This is a genomic window from Arthrobacter sp. 10L430 (assembly GCF_056395245.1).
The window spans coordinates 1-20,467 of the sequence record NZ_JBFTJD010000009.1; the positions used below are offsets into that span (position 1 = coordinate 1).

General features: G+C 65.9%; 18 protein-coding genes. 7 read left to right on the forward strand and 11 right to left on the reverse strand.

Going from position 1 to position 20,467, the window contains the following annotated elements:
* From AC1DDG_RS10505 to glmS, 8 genes are all read right to left on the reverse strand, one after another.
* Positions 1–407: inositol-3-phosphate synthase (locus tag AC1DDG_RS10505; RefSeq protein ID WP_476876039.1), on the reverse strand; the 407-nt coding region annotated here is incomplete at its 3' end.
* 166 nt (positions 408–573) lie between these two features.
* Positions 574–1,614, reverse strand: a complete 1,041-nt coding sequence (gene mgrA, locus AC1DDG_RS10510; protein ID WP_476876040.1) for an L-glyceraldehyde 3-phosphate reductase — start codon at positions 1,612–1,614, stop codon at positions 574–576.
* Between the two features lie 103 nt (positions 1,615–1,717).
* Positions 1,718–3,526 (reverse strand): malto-oligosyltrehalose trehalohydrolase, encoded by a 1,809-nt coding sequence (gene treZ / locus AC1DDG_RS10515; protein ID WP_476876041.1) that lies wholly within the window; start codon positions 3,524–3,526, stop codon positions 1,718–1,720.
* Entirely contained in the window at positions 3,523–5,856 is a 2,334-nt protein-coding gene (gene treY / locus AC1DDG_RS10520; protein WP_476876042.1) for a malto-oligosyltrehalose synthase, read from the reverse strand. Before treY ends, treZ begins: the two co-directional genes overlap by 4 nt.
* Positions 5,853–8,375, reverse strand: coding sequence for a glycogen debranching protein GlgX (gene glgX, locus AC1DDG_RS10525; protein ID WP_476876043.1), 2,523 nt, complete (start codon positions 8,373–8,375; stop codon positions 5,853–5,855). The genes treY and glgX overlap by 4 nt, the downstream gene beginning before the upstream one ends.
* Before the next feature lie 72 nt (positions 8,376–8,447).
* Positions 8,448–10,019 (reverse strand): NAD(P)H-hydrate epimerase, encoded by a 1,572-nt coding sequence (locus AC1DDG_RS10530; RefSeq protein ID WP_476876044.1) that lies wholly within the window; start codon positions 10,017–10,019, stop codon positions 8,448–8,450.
* A 20-nt stretch (positions 10,020–10,039) separates the two neighbouring features.
* Positions 10,040–10,387: a holo-ACP synthase gene (locus tag AC1DDG_RS10535; RefSeq protein ID WP_018776647.1), complete on the reverse strand. Its 348-nt coding sequence runs from the start codon at positions 10,385–10,387 to the stop codon at positions 10,040–10,042.
* A 4-nt stretch (positions 10,388–10,391) separates the two neighbouring features.
* Entirely contained in the window at positions 10,392–12,284 is a 1,893-nt protein-coding gene (gene glmS / locus AC1DDG_RS10540; protein WP_476876045.1) for a glutamine--fructose-6-phosphate transaminase (isomerizing), read from the reverse strand.
* A 180-nt stretch (positions 12,285–12,464) separates the two neighbouring features.
* Between glmS and coaA the strand changes: the two genes are divergently transcribed.
* The 3 genes from coaA (at position 12,465) to mscL (ending at position 14,893) form a co-directional block, all read left to right on the forward strand.
* A complete protein-coding gene (gene coaA / locus AC1DDG_RS10545) occupies positions 12,465–13,430 on the forward strand; it encodes a type I pantothenate kinase (protein WP_230118145.1) in 966 nt (321 codons plus the stop codon).
* A 5-nt stretch (positions 13,431–13,435) separates the two neighbouring features.
* Positions 13,436–14,434: a M15 family metallopeptidase gene (locus AC1DDG_RS10550; RefSeq protein ID WP_476876046.1), complete on the forward strand. Its 999-nt coding sequence runs from the start codon at positions 13,436–13,438 to the stop codon at positions 14,432–14,434.
* Positions 14,435–14,497: 63 nt separating this feature from the next.
* Positions 14,498–14,893: a large conductance mechanosensitive channel protein MscL gene (gene mscL / locus AC1DDG_RS10555; protein ID WP_230118144.1), complete on the forward strand. Its 396-nt coding sequence runs from the start codon at positions 14,498–14,500 to the stop codon at positions 14,891–14,893.
* Positions 14,894–14,987: 94 nt separating this feature from the next.
* Here mscL and glmM read toward each other — a convergent pair whose 3' ends face one another.
* From glmM to rplM, 3 genes are all read right to left on the reverse strand, one after another.
* A complete protein-coding gene (gene glmM, locus AC1DDG_RS10560; RefSeq protein WP_476876047.1) occupies positions 14,988–16,361 on the reverse strand; it encodes a phosphoglucosamine mutase in 1,374 nt (457 codons plus the stop codon).
* A 194-nt stretch (positions 16,362–16,555) separates the two neighbouring features.
* Positions 16,556–17,062 carry a 30S ribosomal protein S9 gene (gene rpsI / locus AC1DDG_RS10565; protein ID WP_230118142.1) on the reverse strand — a complete coding sequence of 169 codons (507 nt, stop codon included), beginning with the start codon at positions 17,060–17,062 and terminating at the stop codon, positions 16,556–16,558.
* Positions 17,063–17,100: 38 nt separating this feature from the next.
* Positions 17,101–17,544 carry a 50S ribosomal protein L13 gene (gene rplM, locus AC1DDG_RS10570; protein ID WP_015937805.1) on the reverse strand — a complete coding sequence of 148 codons (444 nt, stop codon included), beginning with the start codon at positions 17,542–17,544 and terminating at the stop codon, positions 17,101–17,103.
* Between the two features lie 315 nt (positions 17,545–17,859).
* Between rplM and AC1DDG_RS10575 the strand changes: the two genes are divergently transcribed.
* The 4 genes from AC1DDG_RS10575 (at position 17,860) to AC1DDG_RS10590 (ending at position 20,467) form a co-directional block, all read left to right on the forward strand.
* On the forward strand, positions 17,860–18,516 hold the full coding sequence (locus AC1DDG_RS10575; RefSeq protein ID WP_476876098.1) for a prepilin peptidase: 657 nt from the start codon (positions 17,860–17,862) through the stop codon (positions 18,514–18,516).
* A gap of 272 nt (positions 18,517–18,788) precedes the next feature.
* Positions 18,789–18,995, forward strand: coding sequence for a Flp family type IVb pilin (locus tag AC1DDG_RS10580; RefSeq protein ID WP_476876048.1), 207 nt, complete (start codon positions 18,789–18,791; stop codon positions 18,993–18,995).
* Between the two features lie 93 nt (positions 18,996–19,088).
* Complete coding sequence (locus AC1DDG_RS10585) at positions 19,089–19,478, forward strand: TadE/TadG family type IV pilus assembly protein (RefSeq protein ID WP_476876049.1); 390 nt, start codon at positions 19,089–19,091, stop codon at positions 19,476–19,478.
* A complete protein-coding gene (locus tag AC1DDG_RS10590; protein ID WP_476876050.1) occupies positions 19,466–20,467 on the forward strand; it encodes a pilus assembly protein TadG-related protein in 1,002 nt (333 codons plus the stop codon). The genes AC1DDG_RS10585 and AC1DDG_RS10590 overlap by 13 nt, the downstream gene beginning before the upstream one ends.

The following is a 20,467-nucleotide window of genomic DNA, read 5'->3' on the forward strand; positions in this document are numbered from 1 at the left end:
AGGTAGCAGACCATGACGTCAGCCTTGGCGTCCTTGAGGGCCTGGACCACGTCGACCGGCTCGGCCGGGGACTGCTCGATGGTCTCGAGGTAGTACTTGCCGAGGCCGTCCAGGGTGTGGCCGCGCTGCACGGTCACCCCGGTCGGCGGAACGTCGGCGATCTTGATGGTGTTGTTCTCGCTGGCCAGGATGGCATCGGCCAGGTCAACGCCGACCTTTTTGCCGTCAACATCGAAAGCGGCTACGAACTGGACGTCGTTGACGTGGTACTTGCCGAACTCAACATGCATCAGACCCGGGATCGTTGCCTGGGGGTCGGCATCCCGGTAGTAGTGGACACCCTGGACCAGGGAAGCAGCGCAGTTACCCACGCCGACAATGGCAACACGAATCGGATTTGAAGACACGGAACTCCTTTGAGAACAAACTTCAGTGCCCTGCGCGTCGGTACCCTGTTGTACGACGGCGGCTGACGGACACAGCGCCACGCGGCGCCCTAACAGTCTAACCAACTGCGCCGGGGCCGGCTTTGTTCCCGCCGGCCCCGGGCAGTTCATTACATTTGCGTGAGCGTCACACCTTCTGCGCCCAGAGATTGATGTCAGACTCGACGGCGAACTCGTCGATCGCGGTGAGCTCCTCCGAGCTGAACTCCAGGTTGCTGATCGCCGAGAGGCTGTCTTCGAGCTGCTTGACGCTGGACGCTCCGACCAGTGCCGAGGTGACCGGCGTGCCCCTGGGCTGGTCGCGGAGAATCCAGGCGATGGCCATCTGGGCCAGGGTCTGGCCGCGGCCCGAAGCAATCCGGTTCAGCCCGCGGACCCGGTCCAGCTTGTCCTCGGTAATGGCCGATTCGGACAGGAACCGGTCCTTGGCCGCACGGGAATCCGCCGGTATGCCGTGGAGATAGCGGTCGGTCAGCATGCCCTGGGCGAGCGGCGAGAAGGCGATGGAGCCCGCGCCCACCTGCTCAAGTGCCTCGTACAGGTTGGGGCTGCCGTCCTCGGTCCACCGGTTCAGCATGGAGTAGCTGGGCTGGTGGATGAGCAGCGGGGTGCCGAGCTCCTTCAGGATGCGCGCGGCCTCCAGCGTCTGCTCCGGAGTGTAGGAGGAAATGCCCGCGTAGAGGGCCTTGCCGGAGCGTACGGCGTAGTCCAGGGCGCCCATGGTCTCTTCCATCGGCGTCTCGGGGTCCGGCCGGTGGCTGTAGAAGATGTCCACGTAGTCCAGGCCCATGCGCTGGAGCGACTGGTCCAGGCTGGAGAGCAGGTATTTGCGTGAGCCCCACTCGCCGTAGGGGCCGGGCCACATGTAGTAGCCGGCCTTGGTGGAGATGACCAGCTCATCGCGGTAGGGCTTGAAGTCGTCCTGCAGGTGGCGGCCGAAGTTGGTTTCCGCCGATCCGTCCGGCGGGCCGTAGTTGTTGGCGAGGTCGAAGTGGTTCACGCCGAGGTCGAAGGCACGGCGCAGGATGGCCCGCTGCTCGTCAAAGCGCTTGTCGTCACCGAAGTTGTGCCAGAGCCCCAGCGAGACGGCGGGAAGCTTCAGGCCGCTGCGTCCGACGCGGCGGTACGGCATGGTTTCGTAGCGGTTGTCCGCTGCCAAATAAGTCATACGATCCATCCTGCCAGTTGTGACGCAGACTACAGCCCGCAAGTCCGTTGTTACGCCGCGGGCTGACAGAATCAGCCGGCGGCACACAACAAGGCCGCCTGTGTCAGTCGCTAAGGACGACGGCGCTCAGCGCCGGCAGCTCCACCTTGCCGCCGTCGACGCGGACGGCATCATCGGTGGCCAGCAGCACGCTCGCTCCCGGCCGGTCCAGGGTGACGGCCTGATCGCCGAAGTTCAGCAGGACCTGAGCCGCTCCGCGCCGGTACCGCAGCCAGCGGGCGTCGTCGTCGAACTCCACTGCTGTGTCTTCGAAGCCCAACTTGGTGAGATCCGGACTCGAGCGCCGCAGCGCAATCAGGGAGCGGTACAGCTCCAGCAGCCTGGCGTGGTCCCCGTCTGACGCTTCCGCCCAGTTCAGTTTGGAGCGGGTGAAGGTTTCCGGATCCTGCGGATCGGGCACGACGGCGGGGTCCCACCCCATGCGTTCGAACTCCTTGATCCGGCCCTCGGCCGTGGCTTTGCCAAGCTCCGGCTCCGGATGGGAGGTGAAGAACTGCCAGGGCGTGGTAGCCCCGTACTCCTCGCCCATGAACAGCATGGGCGTGAACGGCCCGGTCAGGGTCAGCACCGCGGCCAGGGCAAGGCTGCCGTATGGGAGTGTCTGGGACAGCCGGTCGCCGGTGGCCCTGTTGCCGATCTGGTCATGGTTCTGCGAGCAGACCACCAGCGCGGACGGAAGGACGGCGCTGAAGTTGATGGGCCTGCCGTGGTGGCGTTCCCGGAAGCTGGAGTAGCTGCCGTCGTGGAAGAAACCGTCCTGCAGCACCTTGGCCAGCGCCCCGAGCGAATCGAAGTCGCTGTAGTAACCGGTGGTTTCCCCGCTGACGTTGACGTGGACGGCGTGGTGGAAGTCATCGCTCCACTGGCCGGCCAGCCCGTAGCCGTTAGCGTCCCGGGGGTACAGCAGGCGCGGGTTGTTGAGGTCGGATTCGGCGATGAGGGTCAGCGGACGCCCGGCCTCGGCCGACAGTTCGTCGGCTAGCGCACCGAAGTCCTCCAGAATGTGGACGGCCCGCTCATCCTTGAGGGCGTGTACGGCGTCCAGGCGGAGGCCATCCACCCGGTAGTCGCGCAGCCACATGGTGAGGTTGTCCAGAATGTACTTGCGCACGTGGTCCGATCCCGGACCGTCCAGATTGACCGAGTCACCCCACGTGTTGCCCTCGCCGTGCTTGAGGTACGGCCCGAATCTGGGCAGGTAGTTCCCGCTGGGGCCGAGGTGGTTGTAGACCACGTCCTGGATGACGCCGATGCCCGCGGCGTGGGCGGCGTCCACGAACCGCTGGTAGGCGGCCGGTCCACCGTAGCCCTCGTGGACGGCGAACCACTGCACGCCGTCGTAACCCCAGTTGTGGGTGCCATTGAAGGCATTCACCGGCAGCAGTTCCACAAAGTCGATGCCCAGCCCGGCGAGGTAGTCCAGCTTCCCTGCGGCGGCCTCGAGCGTCCCTTCCGGCGTGAACGTTCCCAGGTGCAGTTCGTAGATCACGGCACCCTGGAGCTCCCGGCCCTGCCACCCGGCGTCCTGCCAGCTGTGGGCACCGGGGTCGAAGGTGCGGGAAAGGGCGTGGACGCCGTCGGGCTGGCGGCGGGTCCGGGGGTCGGGCAGCGGCGTTTCGTCGCCATCGAGCAGGTACCCGTAGTCCACGTCGGCGCCGGTCGGTGCGTCCGGTGCTGTCCACCAGCCCTCGTCCGCCGGCGCATTGCCGGGCCGGCGGCTCATCGGGTACCGCTCCCCTCCGGCCAGCAGCGTGACGGCGCCCGCCTCCGGCGCCCAGACGTCGAACCTTTCTGCTCCCCGCACGGGCTTGGCGGCTTGGTGGGGCTGTGCTGCAACGTTGGTCTGTGTCATGGCTTTGCTCCTGTCTCGGGAACCAGTAATGCCACCGGGTAGGTCCGGAAGACCTCCGAAAGCGCCGCCGGGCCCGGTCCGTAGCTGGTACCTGTCAGTTCGTCCTTCATAGCCGTTTCAAGTTCGACGGCGGTGTCCCGCCAGCCGCCCGACTGTTCCAGTCCGTAGGGAAGCCGGGTTGCCAGGGTGAGTGCTCCCGGGCCTGCAGCCCCGCCGGCTCCGCGGCCGAACGCCAGCAGGTGGGAGGTGGCTGGACCGCTGGCCTGCAGCGGACGGTAACCGGCGAAGAGCTCCGGCCGTTCGCGGCGCAGCCGCAGGGCACGGGACGTCACCAGCAGCTTGGCCCGCTCGTCGAGGAATGATTCCGGACGGGATCCGGCATCCAGCTGTTCCAGGGCCTGCTTGCGGTCCTCGAAACTGAACGGGCGGCGGTTATCGGGGTCCGTCAGTGAACGGTCCCAGAACTCGGTTCCCTGATACACGTCGGGTACCCCCGGCATAGTCAGCTGCACGAGTTTTGCCGAGAGTGAGTTCGATGCCCCGTACGGTTCCAGCAGCGCCACGAGGGCTTCCAGTTCCGTGCGGACCTCCGGATTGTCGAAGACGGAGTCTACGGCCGCCGCCAGTTTCTCCTCGAACGCCGGATCGGGATCGGTCCAGTTGGTCGAGTTCCCGGCTTCGCGTGCGGCCTTGAGGGCGTACGACTGGAGGCGTTCCCGGTCGGCGGGCCACGCGCCGGCGACGGCCTGCCAGAGCAGGACGGAGAGCGGCCCGTCGGGCAGCGGCGCCAGGGCACGCAGCCTGTCGAGTGCCTTTTCCCATTCAGGCGCCACCTCGGAGATGACCGAGATCCGCGCCCGGGTGTCCTCGCTCCGTTTGGTGTCGTGGGTGCTGAGCGTGGTCATCGACAGCGGGAGTTCGGCCTGGCGGCGGGCCATCCGGGCATGGAACTCCTCCGGTTCGAGCGCGAACTCGGTGGGGTCGGCGCCCACCTCCGTGAGGGTTCCCAAGCGGTTGTACCGGAAGAACGCGGTGTCCTCCACGCCCTTGGCCATGACCATTCCGGAGGTCTGCTGGAAGCGGCGCGAGAGCTCCAGTTCGGTATCCAGCAGCAGTGGATGCAGAACCTCAATGGCCTGGTCCAGCTCCGGGCGCCACCGGGCTGCCAGCTCGCAGGCTTCCTTCAGGACTTCCGCACCCTCGGGCAGGTACGTGCGGTAAACCGGGAAGGCCGCGATGATTTCTGCGATGGCATCCGCTGCCGCCTCCTGCGGGATTCCGGCGTCGCCAGGCACCAGCCTGGCGAGCCGCAGGATCTCCGAGTGGAGGATGCCGTCGGTGATCCGGCGCTTGGTGCCGCGGATCATGGCCTGGTAGTCCGCAGCTTCGCCGCCGCGCAGCTGTGCGTCGAGCCGGTCCAGCGCTTCGCGTCCCTGCGGATCGACGAAGATCCGGTCGACGTCGGCGAGGGCGTCGTAGCCGGTGGTGCCTTCGCACTCGAAGCCGGCAGGCAGCTGCTCTCCCGGCTCAAGGATCTTTTCGATGAGCAGGTACGCTCCCCCGGTGGCTTTGCGGAGCCGTTCGAGGTATCCCTCCGGATCGGCGAGGCCGTCCGGGTGGTCGATCCGCAGTCCGTCCGCAAGACCCTCGTTGAACCAGCGCACCACTTCCTCATGTGCCTCGTCAAAGACGGACGGCACCTCGACGCGAATGCCGGCCAGCGTGTTTACCGCGAAGAAGCGGCGGTAGTTCAGCTCATTGTCTGCACGGCGCCAGCCGATGAGTTCGTAGTGCTGCCGGCCATGGACGTCCCTCGGCGAGTCGCCCTCGGCATAGCTGCCCTCGGCCAGCGGGAAGCGGTGGTCGTAGTACCGCAGCTCGCCGTCCTTGATCTCGAGCTGATCCAGATCGTGATCGCTGCCCAAGACGGGGATACGGATTCGGCCCCCGGCCAGGTCCCAGTCGACGTCGAACGCCTCGGCATAGCGGGACCCGCGGCCCTCCTTGAGCAGCGACCACCACCAGGGGTTCTGCACCGGCGAGGCCACGCCCACATGGTTGGGCACGATGTCGATCAGGACACCCATGCCCGCTGCGCGCGCTGCCTTCGAAACCGCCGCCAGCCCCTCCGGGCCGCCGCGCTCCGGATCCACCACGGACGGATCCGTGACGTCATAGCCGTGGTCGGAACCGCTCTCCGCCTTCAGGATGGGCGACAGGTAGACCCAGTCCACGCCGAGCGACTTCAGGTAAGGCACCGTTTCGGCGGCATCAAACAGCGTGAACCCCTCCCGGATCTGCAGCCGGTAGGTGGAGACGGGCGTCCTCATGAGCGCGTCCCGCCCTGCTTGCCCGCCGGCTTGCGGCTCCGCTTGGTTGCCGGCTTCTGTACAGGAGCCTCCGCCGGCTCCTGTTCAGGATCTGCCGGCTTCTGTTCAGGAGTCTCCTCAACTGAAGTCTCTGCCGGCTCCTCAACAGGAGCTACGTCCGGCTCCTCAACAGGAGTCACGTCCGGCTCGTCAACAGGAGCTACGTCCGGCTCCTCAACAGGAGTCACGTCCGGCTCGTCAACAGGAGTCTCTTCCGGCTTCTCATCCGGAGTCTCTTCAGGATTGGCCCAGGCTTTCTTGGTCTTCTTCGGTTCCGGAAAGGTGGGTGCCGTGAGTGCCGCAGTCTCGGTCGTCGCCGTCTGCGTCAGCGCCGCAAGGGAGGCGGCCACCGAGTGGTCCGGTTCCTCCTCCGGCGCGCTGTGGGCACGCAGCACCACGAGCGATTTCGCTGCGACGTTGAGCTTGCCGCCAGCCTGCACGGGTTCGGAATCGGCACCCGCGCCGGCGGTGTCGATGATGACGTCCCAGGCCGGGGCGTATTCATCCGACGGGAGTCTGAACACGACGTCGCCGTCGTGCGCGTTGAAGTACAGCACGAAGTTGACATCCGTGATGCGGCGCCCGCGGTTGTCCTTGCCCTGGATGCCGTCACCGTTGAGGAAAACGCCTACGGACCGCCCGAACCCGCTGTCCCAGTCCTCCGGCTGCATGGTGTTGCCGTCCGGGTCCAGCCATTCGATGTCCGGCAGACGTTCGCCTTCACCGCGCCGGACGGGCCGGCCGTCGAAGAACCGGCTGCGCCTGAACGTGGGGTGCTTGGCCCGCAGCGAGTTTACGGCGGCCGTGAACTCGATCAGCGGCTGGTCCACGTTGTCCCAGTTGATCCAGGTCAGTTCGGAGTCCTGGCAGTAGCCGTTGTTGTTTCCGCGCTGGGTGCGGCCCAGTTCGTCGCCGTGCAGGAGCATGGGCACGCCCTGCGAGAGCAGCAGCGAGGCGATGAAGTTCCGCTGCTGCCGGGCGCGCAGTCCCAGCACCTTCGCGTCCTCCGTGGGGCCTTCGGCTCCGCAGTTCCAGGACCGGTTGTGCGATTCGCCGTCGTTGTTGCCTTCGCCGTTGGCGTCGTTGTGCTTCTCGTTGTAGGAGACCAGGTCCGCGAGGGTGAAGCCGTCGTGGGCGGTGACGAAGTTGATGGAGGCGACGGGGCGGCGGCCGGAGTGCTCGTAGAGGTCTGCGGATCCGGTGATGCGCGAGGCGAATTCGCCCAAGGTGGCTGGCTCGCCGCGCCAGAAGTCACGGACGGTGTCGCGGTACTTTCCGTTCCATTCCGTCCACTGCGGCGGGAAGTTGCCCACCTGGTAGCCGCCGGGGCCGACGTCCCACGGCTCCGCGATGAGCTTCACCTGCGAGACAACGGGGTCCTGCTGGATGAGTTCGAAGAAGGTGGACAGTTTGTCGACGTCGTAGAACTCGCGGGCCAGCGTGGACGCGAGGTCGAAGCGGAACCCGTCCACGTGCATCTCGGTCACCCAGTAACGCAGGGAGTCCATGAGCAGCTGCAGGGAGTGCGGCTGGCGGACGTTCAGCGAGTTGCCGGTGCCGGTGTAGTCCATGTAGTGCTTTTCATCGCCGTCCATCAGACGGTAATAGGCGGCGTTGTCGATGCCCTTGAAGGACAGCGTGGGCCCGAGGTGGTTGCCCTCTGCGGTGTGGTTGTAGACCACGTCGAGGATGACTTCGATGCCGGCGCGGTGGAGCGAGCGGACCATCGCCTTAAAGTCCTGCACCTGCTGGCCGGTGTCGCCGGTGGAGCTGTAACTGTTGTGCGGGGCGAAGAACCCGATGGTGTTGTAGCCCCAGTAGTTGTTCAGCCCCTTGTCCTCAAGGATGCCGTCGTTGACGAACTGGTGCACCGGCATGAGCTCGATGGCGGTGATGCCGAGCTTCTGCAGGTGGGAGATGACCGAGGGGTGGGCCACGCCGGCGTAGGTGCCGCGCTGCTCCTCGGGGATCTCGGGGTGGAGCTGCGTGAGGCCCTTGACATGGGCTTCGTAGATCACGGACTGGTGGTACGGGATCCGCGGGAGGTGGTCGCCGTCCCAGTCGAAGAACGGGTTGATGACCACGCCCATCATCATGTGGGGCGCCGAGTCCTTGTCATTGCGGGAGTCGGGGTCGCCCATGTTGTACGAGAACAGGGCGGGATCCCAATCGATCTGGCCGTGCACTGCCTTGGCGTACGGGTCCAGGAGGAGCTTGTTCGGGTTGAAGCGGTTGCCTGAGTCCGGGTCATAAGGGCCGTGGACGCGGAAGCCGTATTTCTGGCCGGGCTGGACCTGCGGCAGGTAGCAGTGCCACACATACCCGTCCACTTCCCCGACCTCTACGCGGGTTTCAGTGCCGTCCTCCTCGAAGAGGCACAGCTCGACTTTCTCTGCCCTTTCGCTGAACAATGCGAAGTTGGTTCCGGTTCCGTCGAAGGTGGCGCCAAGGGGGTACGCCGTTCCGGGCCAGATTTCCATTCGTGCTCCTATTACGTTGTCCAACACTTGTGTCCGGCCGGTATGTCGTGCGTCACCGCCGGGAACTAGGTCTTACCGTAGCCGGTAGGTGTGACTATTACGATTACCGGCCGGCTGATTACTAAGCGTGCTGACTTTATCCCAGATTCCGGGGAGGGCGTCGGCAATCCGCCCCGAGGTCAGCGGCGCGCCGTCCGATGCGGCGGCTCCGGCGCGGCCGTGCAGGCTGGCTCCCATGGCGGCGATCGCCGCCCACCGCTCGTCCGGGTCGATGCCAAGTTCCCTGAAACGGCCGACGTCGGACCCCACCTGGGCGAGCAGCGCACCGATAACCCCGGCCAGCACGTCGCCGCTGCCGGCCGTTGCCAGCCACGGCGTACCGTCGGCCTGGCTGTAGAAGTCCTGGTACGGCGATGCCACCAGCGTTGTGGCGCCTTTCAGCAGCACGGTGGCCTCGGTGAGACCTGCGGCCTGGCGGGCCGCTGCGAGCGTCGAGGCCTCCACGGCGGCGCGGTCCAGGCCGGCTCCGAGGCGCGTCAGCAGCGTTGCCAGCTCGCCGGCGTGCGGGGTGAGCACCACCTGCGGCGCGAGGACGTCAGGCAGTGCGGGCAGCGCTCCGGCGTCCGCCACGGTAGGCAGGCCTGAATCCGCGGCGTCACGGACCCGCTGCATCTGCTCGTCATCCGAGCCGTCCATGCCTGAACCCACGAGCCACGCCTGGACGTGGGTTTCGGCCACGGTCCCGGAGCTGCACACCACCTCGGGGCAGGTGTGCCGGATGAGGTCGGCGACGTCGGGCGGGCCGACATACCGGACCATGCCGGCCCCGGCGGCGAGGGCCCCGCGGCAGGCGAGCACGGCGGCGCCCGGATACGCCGGGGACCCGGCAACCACCCCGAGGACGCCCCGGGAATACTTGTGTGAGCGGCGACCGGGTTTGGGCAGGAGCGCGGCCAGATCGGAAGCTTCCAGGCGCCGCAGCGCCGGCCAGGGAAGCCCTTCCTCGATCCCGATCGGGATCACTCGGACAGTCCCGGCAAAGTCGGCGCCCGGGTCCGCCAGCAGGCCGGCCTTGGCGCCGCCGAACGTGACGGTGAGATCGGCCGGGAGCACCGGTTCCGCCGCTTCCCCGGTATCGGAGTTCACGCCGCTCGGCACGTCGCAGGCCACCACCAGGCCATGCGGACCGGCGGCAAGCAGGGATACGAGCCCGGCGGAGGCTCCGCGGAGCCCGCCCTGCGCGCCCGTTCCCAGCAGGGCGTCAATCACGACGTCGGCCCTGCCGGTTTCCGCTGCCAGCTCGCCGAGGTTGGCGTCGGTCAGGTGCCGGACCCGGCCACCGGCCCGCTCGAAGGCCGCCAGCGCTTCGGGATGGGCGCTGCCGGAGGCGAGGACCGCCGTCGTCCGCATGCCCCGTCCGGCAAGGCCCGCGGCCGCGAAAAGGCCGTCGCCGCCGTTGTTCCCCTTGCCGGCCAACACCACAACGCTGGAACCGTAGAGCCGGCGGCCCCCGGAGCGCAGCTCCCCGATGACCGCATTGGCAAGGCCGTGGGCTGCCCGCTGCATGAGAACAGCGCCCATTCCTGAATCCAGTAAAGGCTTTTCAGCCTCTCGTATCTGGGTTCCGGTATAGGCGCTGATCATTCAGTCCAATCCGTCCGGTATCAGCCCTCGGCCAGGACAGTGGCAGTGGCGATGCCGCCGTCGTGGCTCATGGACAGGTGCCAGCGCTTGACGCCCTTAGCCTCCGCCACGGCCAGCACGGTGCCCTTGACCTGGATTGTTGGGCCGTTCTGGTCCAGCCCGATCCAGCAGTCCTGCCAGTTCATGCCGGCCGGGGCCCCGAGGACCTTGGCCACGGCTTCCTTGGCGGCAAACCTGGCAGCCAGGGAGCGGGTGTTCAGCTCGCGCTCGGCCGGAACGAACAGCCGGTCGCGCAGCCCGGGGGTGCGCTCCAGCTGACGGCCGAAGCGCTCAATGTCCACGACGTCTACGCCGATGCCAACAATCATGGGCTTACTCTACGGTGACGCTCTTGGCCAGGTTGCGTGGCTGGTCCACGTCGTATCCCTTGGCCGTGGCGAGTTCGAGGGCGAAGATCTGCAGCGGCACGGTGGCCAGCAGGGGCGCCAGGAGGGTGGGGGTCTCCGGGATGTAGAAGACGTGCTCGGCGTAGGCCTTCACGGCCTCGTCGCCTTCCTCGGCGATGACAATGGTCTTCGCGCCGCGGGCCCGGACTTCCTGGATGTTTGAAACCACCTTGGAGTGCAGCGAGTCGCGCCCGCGCGGGGACGGGACCACCACGAACACCGGCTGACCTTCCTCGATCAGCGCGATCGGGCCGTGCTTGAGCTCACCGGCGGCGAAACCCTCGGCGTGGATGTAGGCGAGCTCCTTGAGCTTGAGGGCGCCTTCCATGGCCACCGGGAACCCGACGTGCCGGCCCAGGAACAGCACGGACTTCGCGTCCGCCATGGCCCGGCCGAGTTCCTTGATCTGGCCCTCGTTGTCCAGGATCCGCTGGATCTTGGCCGGGATCTTGCCCAGGTCGGCCAGGATGTCCTTGATCTCGCCCTGGAACTTGTTCCCGCGCAGCTGTGCCAAATACAGGCCCAGCAGGTAGGCGGCCGTGATCTGAGCCAGGAACGCCTTCGTGGACGCCACCGCGATCTCCGGCCCGGCGTGCGTGTACAGCACGGCGTCAGACTCACGCGGGATCGTGGAACCGTTGGTGTTGCAGATCGACAGGGTCTTCGCGCCCTGTTCCTTCGCGTAGCGGACCGCCATCAGCGTGTCCATGGTCTCCCCGGACTGGGAGATCGACACGATCAGGGTGTTCGCGTCCACGATCGGGTCGCGGTAACGGAACTCATGGGAGAGCTCCACCTCGGTGGGGATCCGGCACCAGTGCTCGATCGCGTACTTCGCGACCTGCCCGGCGTACGCGGACGTCCCGCAGGCCAGCACGATGATCTTGTCCACGCTCTTGAGCAGCGCCGGGTCGATCCGCAGCTCATCCAGCGTCAGCTTCCCGTGAATGTCCGACCGTCCCAGCAGGGTCTGGGCCACGGCGTCGGGCTGGTCATGGATTTCCTTCTCCATGAAGGACGGGAAGCCGCCCTTTTCCGCCGATTCCGGGTCCCAGTCCACGTGGTATTCCTTGCCCTCCGCGGGCGCGCCGAAGAAGTCGGTGATCACCACGGAATCCGCGGTGATCGTCACGATCTGGTCCTGGCCGAGCTCCACCGCCCGGCGGGTGTAGTCGATGAACCCGGACACGTCCGAGCCCAGGAAGTTCTCGCCCTCGCCCAGGCCAACCACGAGCGGTGAGTTGCGGCGGGCCGCGACCACCACCTCGGGCTGGTCCGCGTGCACTGCCAGCAGCGTGAACGCACCATCGAGGCGCTGGCAGGCCAGCTCCATGGCCTTGGTCAGGCCGCCGTCGGAGACGTCGCCGCCGAGCTTGTTGCGGAAGATGTCGCCCAGCAGCGCCGCGGCCACCTCGGTGTCGGTCTCGGAAGCGAACTCCACACCCTTGGCCACGAGCTCAAGCTTGAGCTCCGCGAAGTTTTCAATGATGCCGTTGTGGATCAGCGCCAGCTTCCCGCCATCAGACAGGTGCGGGTGCGCGTTCTGATCCGTAGGGCCGCCGTGCGTGGCCCAGCGCGTGTGACCGATCCCGGTCATCGACTCCGGCAGAGGCCGCGCCTCCAGTTCAGCGAGCAGATTGCTCAGCTTCCCGGACTTCTTCCGCGAGGAAATCTCCCCGCCGGCAACCACGGCGACGCCCGCCGAGTCATAGCCCCGGTACTCCAGGCGGCGCAGACCCTCAAGAACAACATCCAGCGCAGTGTGCCCGGCATCAGCCCGGCCCGACGTACGCCCTACATAACCCACGATTCCACACATGGGTATAAGCCTAACCGGCTTTGGGGAGACCGGACGTCGGACAACCTCCGCCGCAGCATGCCGGAAGGGCGCCAAACGGCCGCCGACAAAGCACACGGGCGGCCCCAACCGGCCCGTCATCAGGCAGTTTACGTCCGGACGCATTTCGCTCTCGGCGTCGCGGAGGGCAGAATCTCTAGGGTGACTTCGCAACGCAATGAAGCGAACGGGGAGGGTGTCTCGCCGTTCGTGGAGCTGGACCGGCAGACCTGGTCCCGGCTCGCAGCCCAGATGGAACAGCCCCTTAACGAAGAGGATGTGCTGCGCCTTCGTGGGCTCGGTGACCCCCTGGACATGAAGGAGGTCCGGGAGGTCTACCTGCCGCTGTCCCGGCTGTTGCACCTGTATGTGGAGGCGGCAGGCCAGCTGCACGCGGCCACCACAACGTTCCTGGGGGAGCAGACCCAGCGGACCCCGTTCGTCATTGGTGTCGCCGGTTCGGTGGCCGTGGGCAAGTCCACCATCGCCCGTGTGCTCCGGGAAATGCTGCGGCGCTGGCCGGGCACCCCCAACGTTGAGCTGATCACCACCGACGGGTTCCTGTACCCGCTCGCCGAACTCAAGCGCCGCCAGCTGCTCGAGCGCAAGGGCTTTCCGGAGTCCTACGACCGCAGGGCGCTGCTGCGTTTCGTGAGTGAGATCAAGGGCGGCGCCGAGGAAGTCCGGGCTCCCTGGTACTCACACGTCACCTACGACATCGTGCCCGGCAAGGAAGTGGTGGTCCGCCGCCCGGACGTCCTCATCGTTGAAGGCCTGAACGTCCTGGCGCCCGCGCGTCCCCGGCATGACGGCCGGCAGGGACTGGCACTGAGCGACTTCTTCGACTTCTCCATCTACGTGGATGCCAAGACCTCCTACATCGAGGAATGGTATGTGGACCGGTTCCGGAAGCTGCGCTCCACCGCGTTCGCCCAGCCGGAGTCATACTTCCACCGCTACGCCACCCTCTCCGATTCCGAGGCCGAGACCACGGCCCGCGAAATCTGGAAGCGGATCAACGAGCCGAACCTTGAAGAGAATGTGCTGCCCACGAGGGGACGGGCCCAGCTAGTGCTCACCAAGGAAGCCGACCACTCCATCCGCCGCATGCTGCTGAGGAAGGTCTAGCACAGGTGTGCTACGACTGCTCCCCCACGCCGGGCCAGGCGGCACAGGACGCGGGGACACAGGAAGCCGCGGCCCCTGAAGCGGCTGCGCCGGGCCGCCGCATTGTCACCCGACTCCTCCTCGCCGGCGCCGGCCTGTCCGCGCTGGCGGCCTGCACACCCGCAGGTCCTGCCGCGGCACCTTCCGCTACGGGAAGTACGACGCCGGCACCCCCGTCAGCGTCCGGGTCTCCCGGCGCTTCTGCCGGCAGCTCCTCGGCGCGGGCTTCCGCCACCGCGTCGCCCTCTGCCACCGCTGCTTCCAGCGGTTCAGCCGCTGCGTCCGCGTCAGCACCGCCGTCGGCAGCCACCGCCCCCGCGGCAGCGCCGGCGCCGCCGTCGGCCGCCTCCCGGCTGCCCAAGCAGCACTCACTGACCGACCCAACCAGCCCCTGGGTGGTGGTCAACAAGCGGCGCCCGCTGAAGCCGGCCAACTTTGTTCCGCGGGATCTTGTCCAGCCGAGCGTTGCCCTTGCCGTTTCCGGCGAGGCAGCGCTGCTGAACCGCACCACGGCGGCCGCCGCGGAAAAGATGTTCGCGGCAGCGGCGGCGGACGGCGTGACCATGACGCTGGCCAGCGGCTACCGGTCCTACGCCACGCAGACAGCCACCTACAACGGCTACGTCAGCGCGCGGGGGCAGGCCGCGGCCGACACCGCCTCGGCGCGGCCCGGGCATTCCGAGCACCAGACGGGCTGGGCGTTCGACATCGGCGACGGCGGCGGCGCGTGCAGTTTCCAGCCCTGCTTCGCCGAACAGCCGGCCGCTGTGTGGGCCAAGGCCAACGCGTACCGGTTCGGCTTCGTGGTGCGGTACCCGTGGATGCTGCATCCGATTACGGGGTACTACTACGAGTCGTGGCACTTAAGATATGTCGGCGTCGAGGCGGCCAACGACATGCGGAAGCGCGGAATCGCCACCCTCGAGGAGTACTTCGGGCTCGAAGCCGCACCGGGTTACCCGTAACCGCTGCCCGCCGGCCCCGTAACCGCTGCCCGCCGGCGACGGCCGGTGCGATAGTTTGGACCCATGCTTACCGGATTCAAAAAGTTCATTCTCAAAGGCAATGTCATTGACCTGGCCGTGGCCGTGGTCATCGGCGCAGCGTTCAGCTCCGTGGTGGACGCGCTGGTCAAGAGCGTCATGATGCCCCTGATCTCGCTGCTCGTCGGACAGCCCAACTTTGATGATTTCCTGGCCTTCGGCGACGTCCGGATCGGCGTCCTGCTTACCGCTGTGGTCAACTTCCTGCTGGTTTCGGCCGCGATCTACTTCGTCATCATCCTGCCGATGAACCGGCTGATCGAGCACCGGAACCGCAAGCTGGGCATTGGACAGGAAGTGAAGAAGGAAGCAGCCGAGGATCCCCAGATCGCTTTGCTGAAGGAAATCCGGGACGAGCTGCGCAAACAGCCCACCCGGTAATCGCCCCGGCGAGCAATCCAAGGAAACAAAAGCGGTCCGCCTCCCGAGAGGGAGGCGGACCGCTTTCTTAATTCTCGGTGCTGCGGGAGCTGCCCTACCGGACGAGCTCAGTCGGGACGGGATCCAGCGCCAGCTCGCGCTTGACCACCTGGGCCAGTCGCTCGGCGATGACCTGGGCGGTCTCCTGGGTGCCGGCTTCCACCATGACGCGGACCACGGGTTCGGTGCCGGAAGGGCGGAGCAGCACACGCCCGGTGTCGCCGAGCTCGGCTTCGGCCAGCTTGACGGCGGCTGCGAGGGCTTCGTCGCCGCTGACCCGGCTGCGGTCCACGCCCTTCACGTTGATGAGGACCTGCGGTAGCTTGGTCATGACGGTGGCGAGCTCTTTCAGCGGGCGGCCGGTGAGGGCCACCTGCGCTGCGAGCTGCAGGCCGGTCAGGACGCCGTCGCCGGTAGTGGCGTAGTCGGCGAGGATCACGTGGCCGGACTGTTCGCCGCCGAGGTTGAAACCGCCGTCGCGCATTTCCTCAAGGACGTAACGGTCGCCCACCCCGGTCTCGCGGACCTCGATGCCGGCGTTGCGCAGGGCGATCTTCAGTCCGAGGTTGCTCATCACGGTGGCAACCAGGACGTTGTCCGTGAGCTTGCCGGCGGCCTTGAGCGCGATGGCGATGATGGCCATGATCTGGTCGCCGTCCACCTCGTTGCCCTCGTGGTCCACGGCGAGGCAGCGGTCGGCGTCGCCGTCATGGGCGATGCCCAGGTCTGCTCCGTGCGCCACCACCGCGGCCTTGAGCGGGCCCAGGTGCGTGGAGCCCACGCCCTCGTTGATGTTCAGGCCGTCCGGCTCGGCTCCGATGACCACAACATCGGCTCCGGCATCCTTAAACACCTGAGGGGAACAGCCGCTGGCGGCACCGTGGGCGCAGTCCAGGACCACCTTCAGGCCGTCGAGGTTGTGCGGAAGGGTGCCCAGCAGGTGCACGATGTAGCGGTCCTCGGCGTCGGAGAAGCGCTGGATGCGGCCCACTTCGCCGCCGACAGGCCGGAAGGGCTCCTTGCCCATCTGTTCCTCGATGGCGTCCTCCACCTCGTCGGGGAGTTTCTGGCCGCCGCGGGCGAAGAACTTGATCCCGTTGTCAGGCGCTGGGTTGTGCGAGGCGGAAATCATCACGCCGAAGTCCGCGTTCAGGTCCGCCACGAGGTAGGCGGCTGCGGGAGTGGGAAGTACGCCGGCGTCGTAGACGTCGATTCCGGAGCTGGAAAGCCCTGCCTCCACGGCCGCGGCAATGAACTCACCGCTGGCGCGGGGGTCCCTCGCCACCACGGCGCGCGGCCGCGCACCCTCGCTGGTGCGTTCATGGCCAAGCACGACGGCGGCGGCCTGGGCCAGCTGCAGTGCGAGCTCGGCAGTCAGCAGGCCGTTCGCCAGGCCACGGACACCGTCTGTTCCAAATAATGTAGACATCGGGTCAAGTTTAGACGATGCAGGTCCCCGCCCCTGCCTCGGGCGGCCCTCGGCAAGGGGACCGCCGGGCGTCCGGGGACGTTTGGCCTGCTCAAGAGGGCATCCCGCCAGGTCATAAAGGCTTAACGGCAGAAGCCCGCCCCGCCGAACGGCGGGACGGGCTTCTGTGAAGCGGCAGCGCTTCGGAAGCGGGATTAGCGCTTGGAGTACTGCTGAGCCTTGCGGGCCTTCTTGAGACCGGCCTTCTTACGCTCGATGACGCGGGCGTCACGGCGCAGGTAACCGGCCTTCTTCAGGGTGGCGCGGTTGTTCTCGGTGTCGATCTCGTTCAGTGAACGGGCGATGCCGAGGCGCAGGGCGCCGGCCTGGCCGGAAATGCCGCCACCGTGGATGCGGGCAATGACGTCGTAGGCGCCGTCAAGATCGAGGATCTTGAAGGGCTCGTTGACGTCCTGCTGGTGCAGCTTGTTCGGGAAGTAGTTGGCCAGTTCGCGGCCGTTGATGATCCACTTGCCGGTGCCGGGCACGATGCGAACGCGTGCGACGGCTTCCTTGCGACGGCCAACTGCTGCGCCGGCGACGGTCAGTGCCGGGCGTTCCTTCTTCGGCGCTTCTGCTTCTGCAGGACCGCTTTCCGAGGTGTAGCTGGTCGGGTTTTCCTCTGCCACAACGGCTTCGGTGGTCTCTTCGTTCTGAGCCACGGTTCTCCTTGTATAGATAAGTTGGTTGGTGGCCAGGACTACTGGGCGACCTGGGTGATTTCGAAAGTCTTGGGCTGCTGGGCGGCGTGCGGGTGCTCAGCACCGCGGTACACCTTCAGCTTGCCCAGCTGCTGTGCAGCGAGGGAGTTCTTCGGGAGCATGCCCTTGATGGCCTTCTCCACGGCGCGGACCGGGTTGGATTCCAGCAGCTCCGCGTAGTTGACGGAGGTCAGGCCGCCCGGGTAGCCGGAGTGGCGGTATGCGCGCTTCTGCTCCAGCTTGGCGCCGGTGAGGGCTACCTTTTCAGCGTTGATGATGATGACGAAATCGCCCATGTCCATGTGGGACGCAAAGGTGGCCTTGTGCTTGCCGCGCAGCAGGATTGCGGTCTGGCTGGCGAGACGACCAAGGACAACGTCGGTGGCGTCAATGACGTGCCACTGGCGGTTGATATCGCCGGGCTTCGGGGTGTACGTACGCACGGTGTTTGCCTCGTTCTTGTTCTGGCGTTCTTGTTTTAGGCGTCACTCTAAGGTGCACCTACTATCTATGCGCTACCGGAACAGAGGTGAGGGCTCTATGAATCCAGTGGTCCAGGAGTCCCGAATATGCCCGAGGAGTAGTTATCCTGCAACCGGATTCTCAGCGGGCACGCATCATCGGAAAAGGACACGCACAACGACTACCAAGAATAGCGTGAACCGGGCGCCGGGGTCAAAATGGGGTATCCGGTCTCGGGGTGCAACGCGCCCTGGCCTGCGCCGGGCCGTTCCAGCCAGGGAGTCTCTGTGTCCATTATGAGTGGTGCCGCCGGCGCCGGACCACTGCTTGTGCTTGCCGCCGGCTTGCTTGGAACTCTCCTGTGCATACTGATTGAGCTGCTGATCGCACGCCTGCTCCCCCGCCTCGGCGGGCTCCCGCGCATAAGGACAAGAATTACGACGGCGGCCCTCACCTGCGTTCTCAGCGCCGCTTTCGCTCTGCGGTTCGGGATGGACTGGTCACTGCCGGCGTTCCTGGTGCTGGGGGTACTCGCGGTGCAGCTGGCCCGGATTGATCTGGCCCACCACCTGCTGCCCAACCCCCTCGTTTTGTCCCTGCTCATTTCCGGCCTGGCACTGCTCACTGTGAGCAGCACGGCCACTTCAGGCTGGGCCGAACTGCTTCGTGCGGCCGCCGGCGCCGCCATCCTGTTCGTCGTGTTCCTGATTTTGGCGATTGTCTCGCCCAGCGGCATAGGAATGGGCGATGTGAAGCTTGCTGCCCCGGTGGGCCTCTACCTGGGCTACTTGGGCTGGAGCCAGCTGTTCTACGGCGGAGCCCTGGGCTTCGTGCTGGGCGGGATTTTCTCCGTCGTCTTGATTTCGCTGAAGCGCGCCGAAAAATCATCCGAGGTGGCCTTTGGGCCCTCCATGCTGGCGGCCGCCCTGGGGATGGTCTTGTTCGCCTCCTGACTCATTACCGACAGTGCCCCTCTTAGTGGTTTTCCGAGAACAAAGCCAAGCCAGGCTTATGAATCCAAGTGATTACCGGACCTTGGAGTTTTCTGTGTGAGTACCTATTTGAGGGGCCCACTAAGTGTCCCCCCTCAAAAGTCGGGTATGGCTACGCATTGTTGCATTTCTGCCGCGGTGGAATTCTTTAGCTATCGAAGAACCAGCCCTTCGCGGCATATGGGGGACGCTGGAATTCGGTGAATTATTCCATCGAATTTAAGGAAATCACAATGACTACACTCATGGTCTCGGTGCTTGCTTTCGTTTCGGGAGTCAAGGACCGACTGTCATCAGAAAAGGGCGCCACCGCAACCGAGTATTCGCTGCTCATTGCTTTTATCGCATTCGCTGTCATCGGCGGAGTTACGGCTTTCGGCGGCGCACTCAATACGTGGTTCACCGACCTCGGCACCACCGTTACGGGCTGGGCCAACTAGCCTGCGACGTGCGAACCAATGGGTGTGCCGCGTTCGCCAACGCCGGACGCGGCACACCTTCTTTTCCAGCTGTAACTATTCGCGGGGGTTCCAGTGAAACGCAGCAGATCCAGAACCGCCCGGCGGGACCGCGGAGCGGCGGCCGTAGAGTTCGCCCTCGTCGCGCCAATTCTCTTAGCCCTGGTCGCCGGCATCGTTGAGTTTTCCTACGCCTACAATCTGCAGATTTCGGTGACCCAGGCGGCCCGCGAAGCGGCCCGCACCATGGCTATCCAAGACAATCAGGGCGAGGCGGAACTCGCCGCCGCGGCCGGAGCGCCGGGGTTGAACACCGGCGCCTTTCAGTACTCGTTCACGCCGGCCGCCTGCACCGCCGGCGACAACGTGACTGTGGGCATCACCTACCAGGCCGCAACCCTCACCGGAATCTTCGGCGTCAGCGTCACGGTGAGCGGGCTAGGAGCAATGCGATGCGGCGGCTGACGAACTCTCCCAACGACAACGACAACGAGCGCGGCGCAATAGGCGTTTTGGTTGCCGTCATGATGCTGGTCCTGATCGGGGTCGGGGCGCTGGCCGTCGACGTCGGCCAGATCTACGCCGAACGCGCCCAGCTGCAGAATGGAGCAGACGCGGGGGCATTAGCCGTGGCAGATAGCTGCGCGGAAGGTTCTTGCGACGACGCCCTGGCCGGGCCGCTGGCGGATGCCAATTCGAATGACGCGCACAGCGACGCCACCGTGGACGCGACCTCGGTGCCCGGCCAGGTGACAGTCACCACAAGCACCCGAAACGGCAGCAAGAGTTTCCTCACGAATCTCTTTGCGAGCGCCCTCCCCGATCCTCCAGCAATAACAGTCGGCGCCAAGGCCACTGCCACCTGGTCTGTAGACGCCGCTGCGGGTGCCTTCCCTCTGGTTTTCGACCAATGCCAGATCGGAGTCGTGTACGCGCCACCCGGCGTAACAGTCCTGATGAAGGAACATGGCAAGAGCCCCTGCGTCGGCAGCCCTTCCGGGCATCACATTCCGGGCGGCTTCGGTTGGCTCGATGAAACTGGCGCCTGCGACGTGGCGGCCGACGCCGCCGGCTGGGTCGGTTCCAACCCGGGCAACAGCAAGACACCGACCAGCTGCGGCCCTACCCTCGATTCCTGGCGTGGGCAGATTGATTTTTCCAAGAATCAATTCGCCTATGCATTTTTCCCAATTTTCGATGATGGGCAGGATAACGGGAGTCACGGCAAGTTTCATCTTTCCGGTTACGCCAAGGTTCAAATCCATGGTTGGTCCTTTGTCAAGGATCCAGACAATCTCACGGGACTTAGGGCGGACCCCGTCTGCACCCTGCTTTTCAAAAAGGGAACCGATCGCGGTATTTGCGGCCGATACGTCGAGTTTATTCCTTGGTCCCTCAGGTCGTCCGAGCAGGGACCGTATTTTCAGAATTCAATTGTAAAACTCATCAAATGA

Coding starts and splice junctions, on each gene's coding strand:
- mgrA (WP_476876040.1), bottom strand. CDS start 1,614: ATGACTTATTTGGCAGCGGACAACCGCTACGAAACCATGCCGTACCGC.
- treZ (WP_476876041.1), bottom strand. CDS start 3,526: ATGACACAGACCAACGTTGCAGCACAGCCCCACCAAGCCGCCAAGCCC.
- treY (WP_476876042.1), bottom strand. CDS start 5,856: ATGAGGACGCCCGTCTCCACCTACCGGCTGCAGATCCGGGAGGGGTTC.
- glgX (WP_476876043.1), bottom strand. CDS start 8,375: ATGGAAATCTGGCCCGGAACGGCGTACCCCCTTGGCGCCACCTTCGAC.
- AC1DDG_RS10530 (WP_476876044.1), bottom strand. CDS start 10,019: ATGATCAGCGCCTATACCGGAACCCAGATACGAGAGGCTGAAAAGCCT.
- AC1DDG_RS10535 (WP_018776647.1), bottom strand. CDS start 10,387: ATGATTGTTGGCATCGGCGTAGACGTCGTGGACATTGAGCGCTTCGGC.
- glmS (WP_476876045.1), bottom strand. CDS start 12,284: ATGTGTGGAATCGTGGGTTATGTAGGGCGTACGTCGGGCCGGGCTGAT.
- mscL (WP_230118144.1), top strand. CDS start 14,498: ATGCTTACCGGATTCAAAAAGTTCATTCTCAAAGGCAATGTCATTGAC.
- glmM (WP_476876047.1), bottom strand. CDS start 16,361: ATGTCTACATTATTTGGAACAGACGGTGTCCGTGGCCTGGCGAACGGC.
- AC1DDG_RS10575 (WP_476876098.1), top strand. CDS start 17,860: ATGAGTGGTGCCGCCGGCGCCGGACCACTGCTTGTGCTTGCCGCCGGC.
- AC1DDG_RS10580 (WP_476876048.1), top strand. CDS start 18,789: ATGACTACACTCATGGTCTCGGTGCTTGCTTTCGTTTCGGGAGTCAAG.
- AC1DDG_RS10590 (WP_476876050.1), top strand. CDS start 19,466: ATGCGGCGGCTGACGAACTCTCCCAACGACAACGACAACGAGCGCGGC.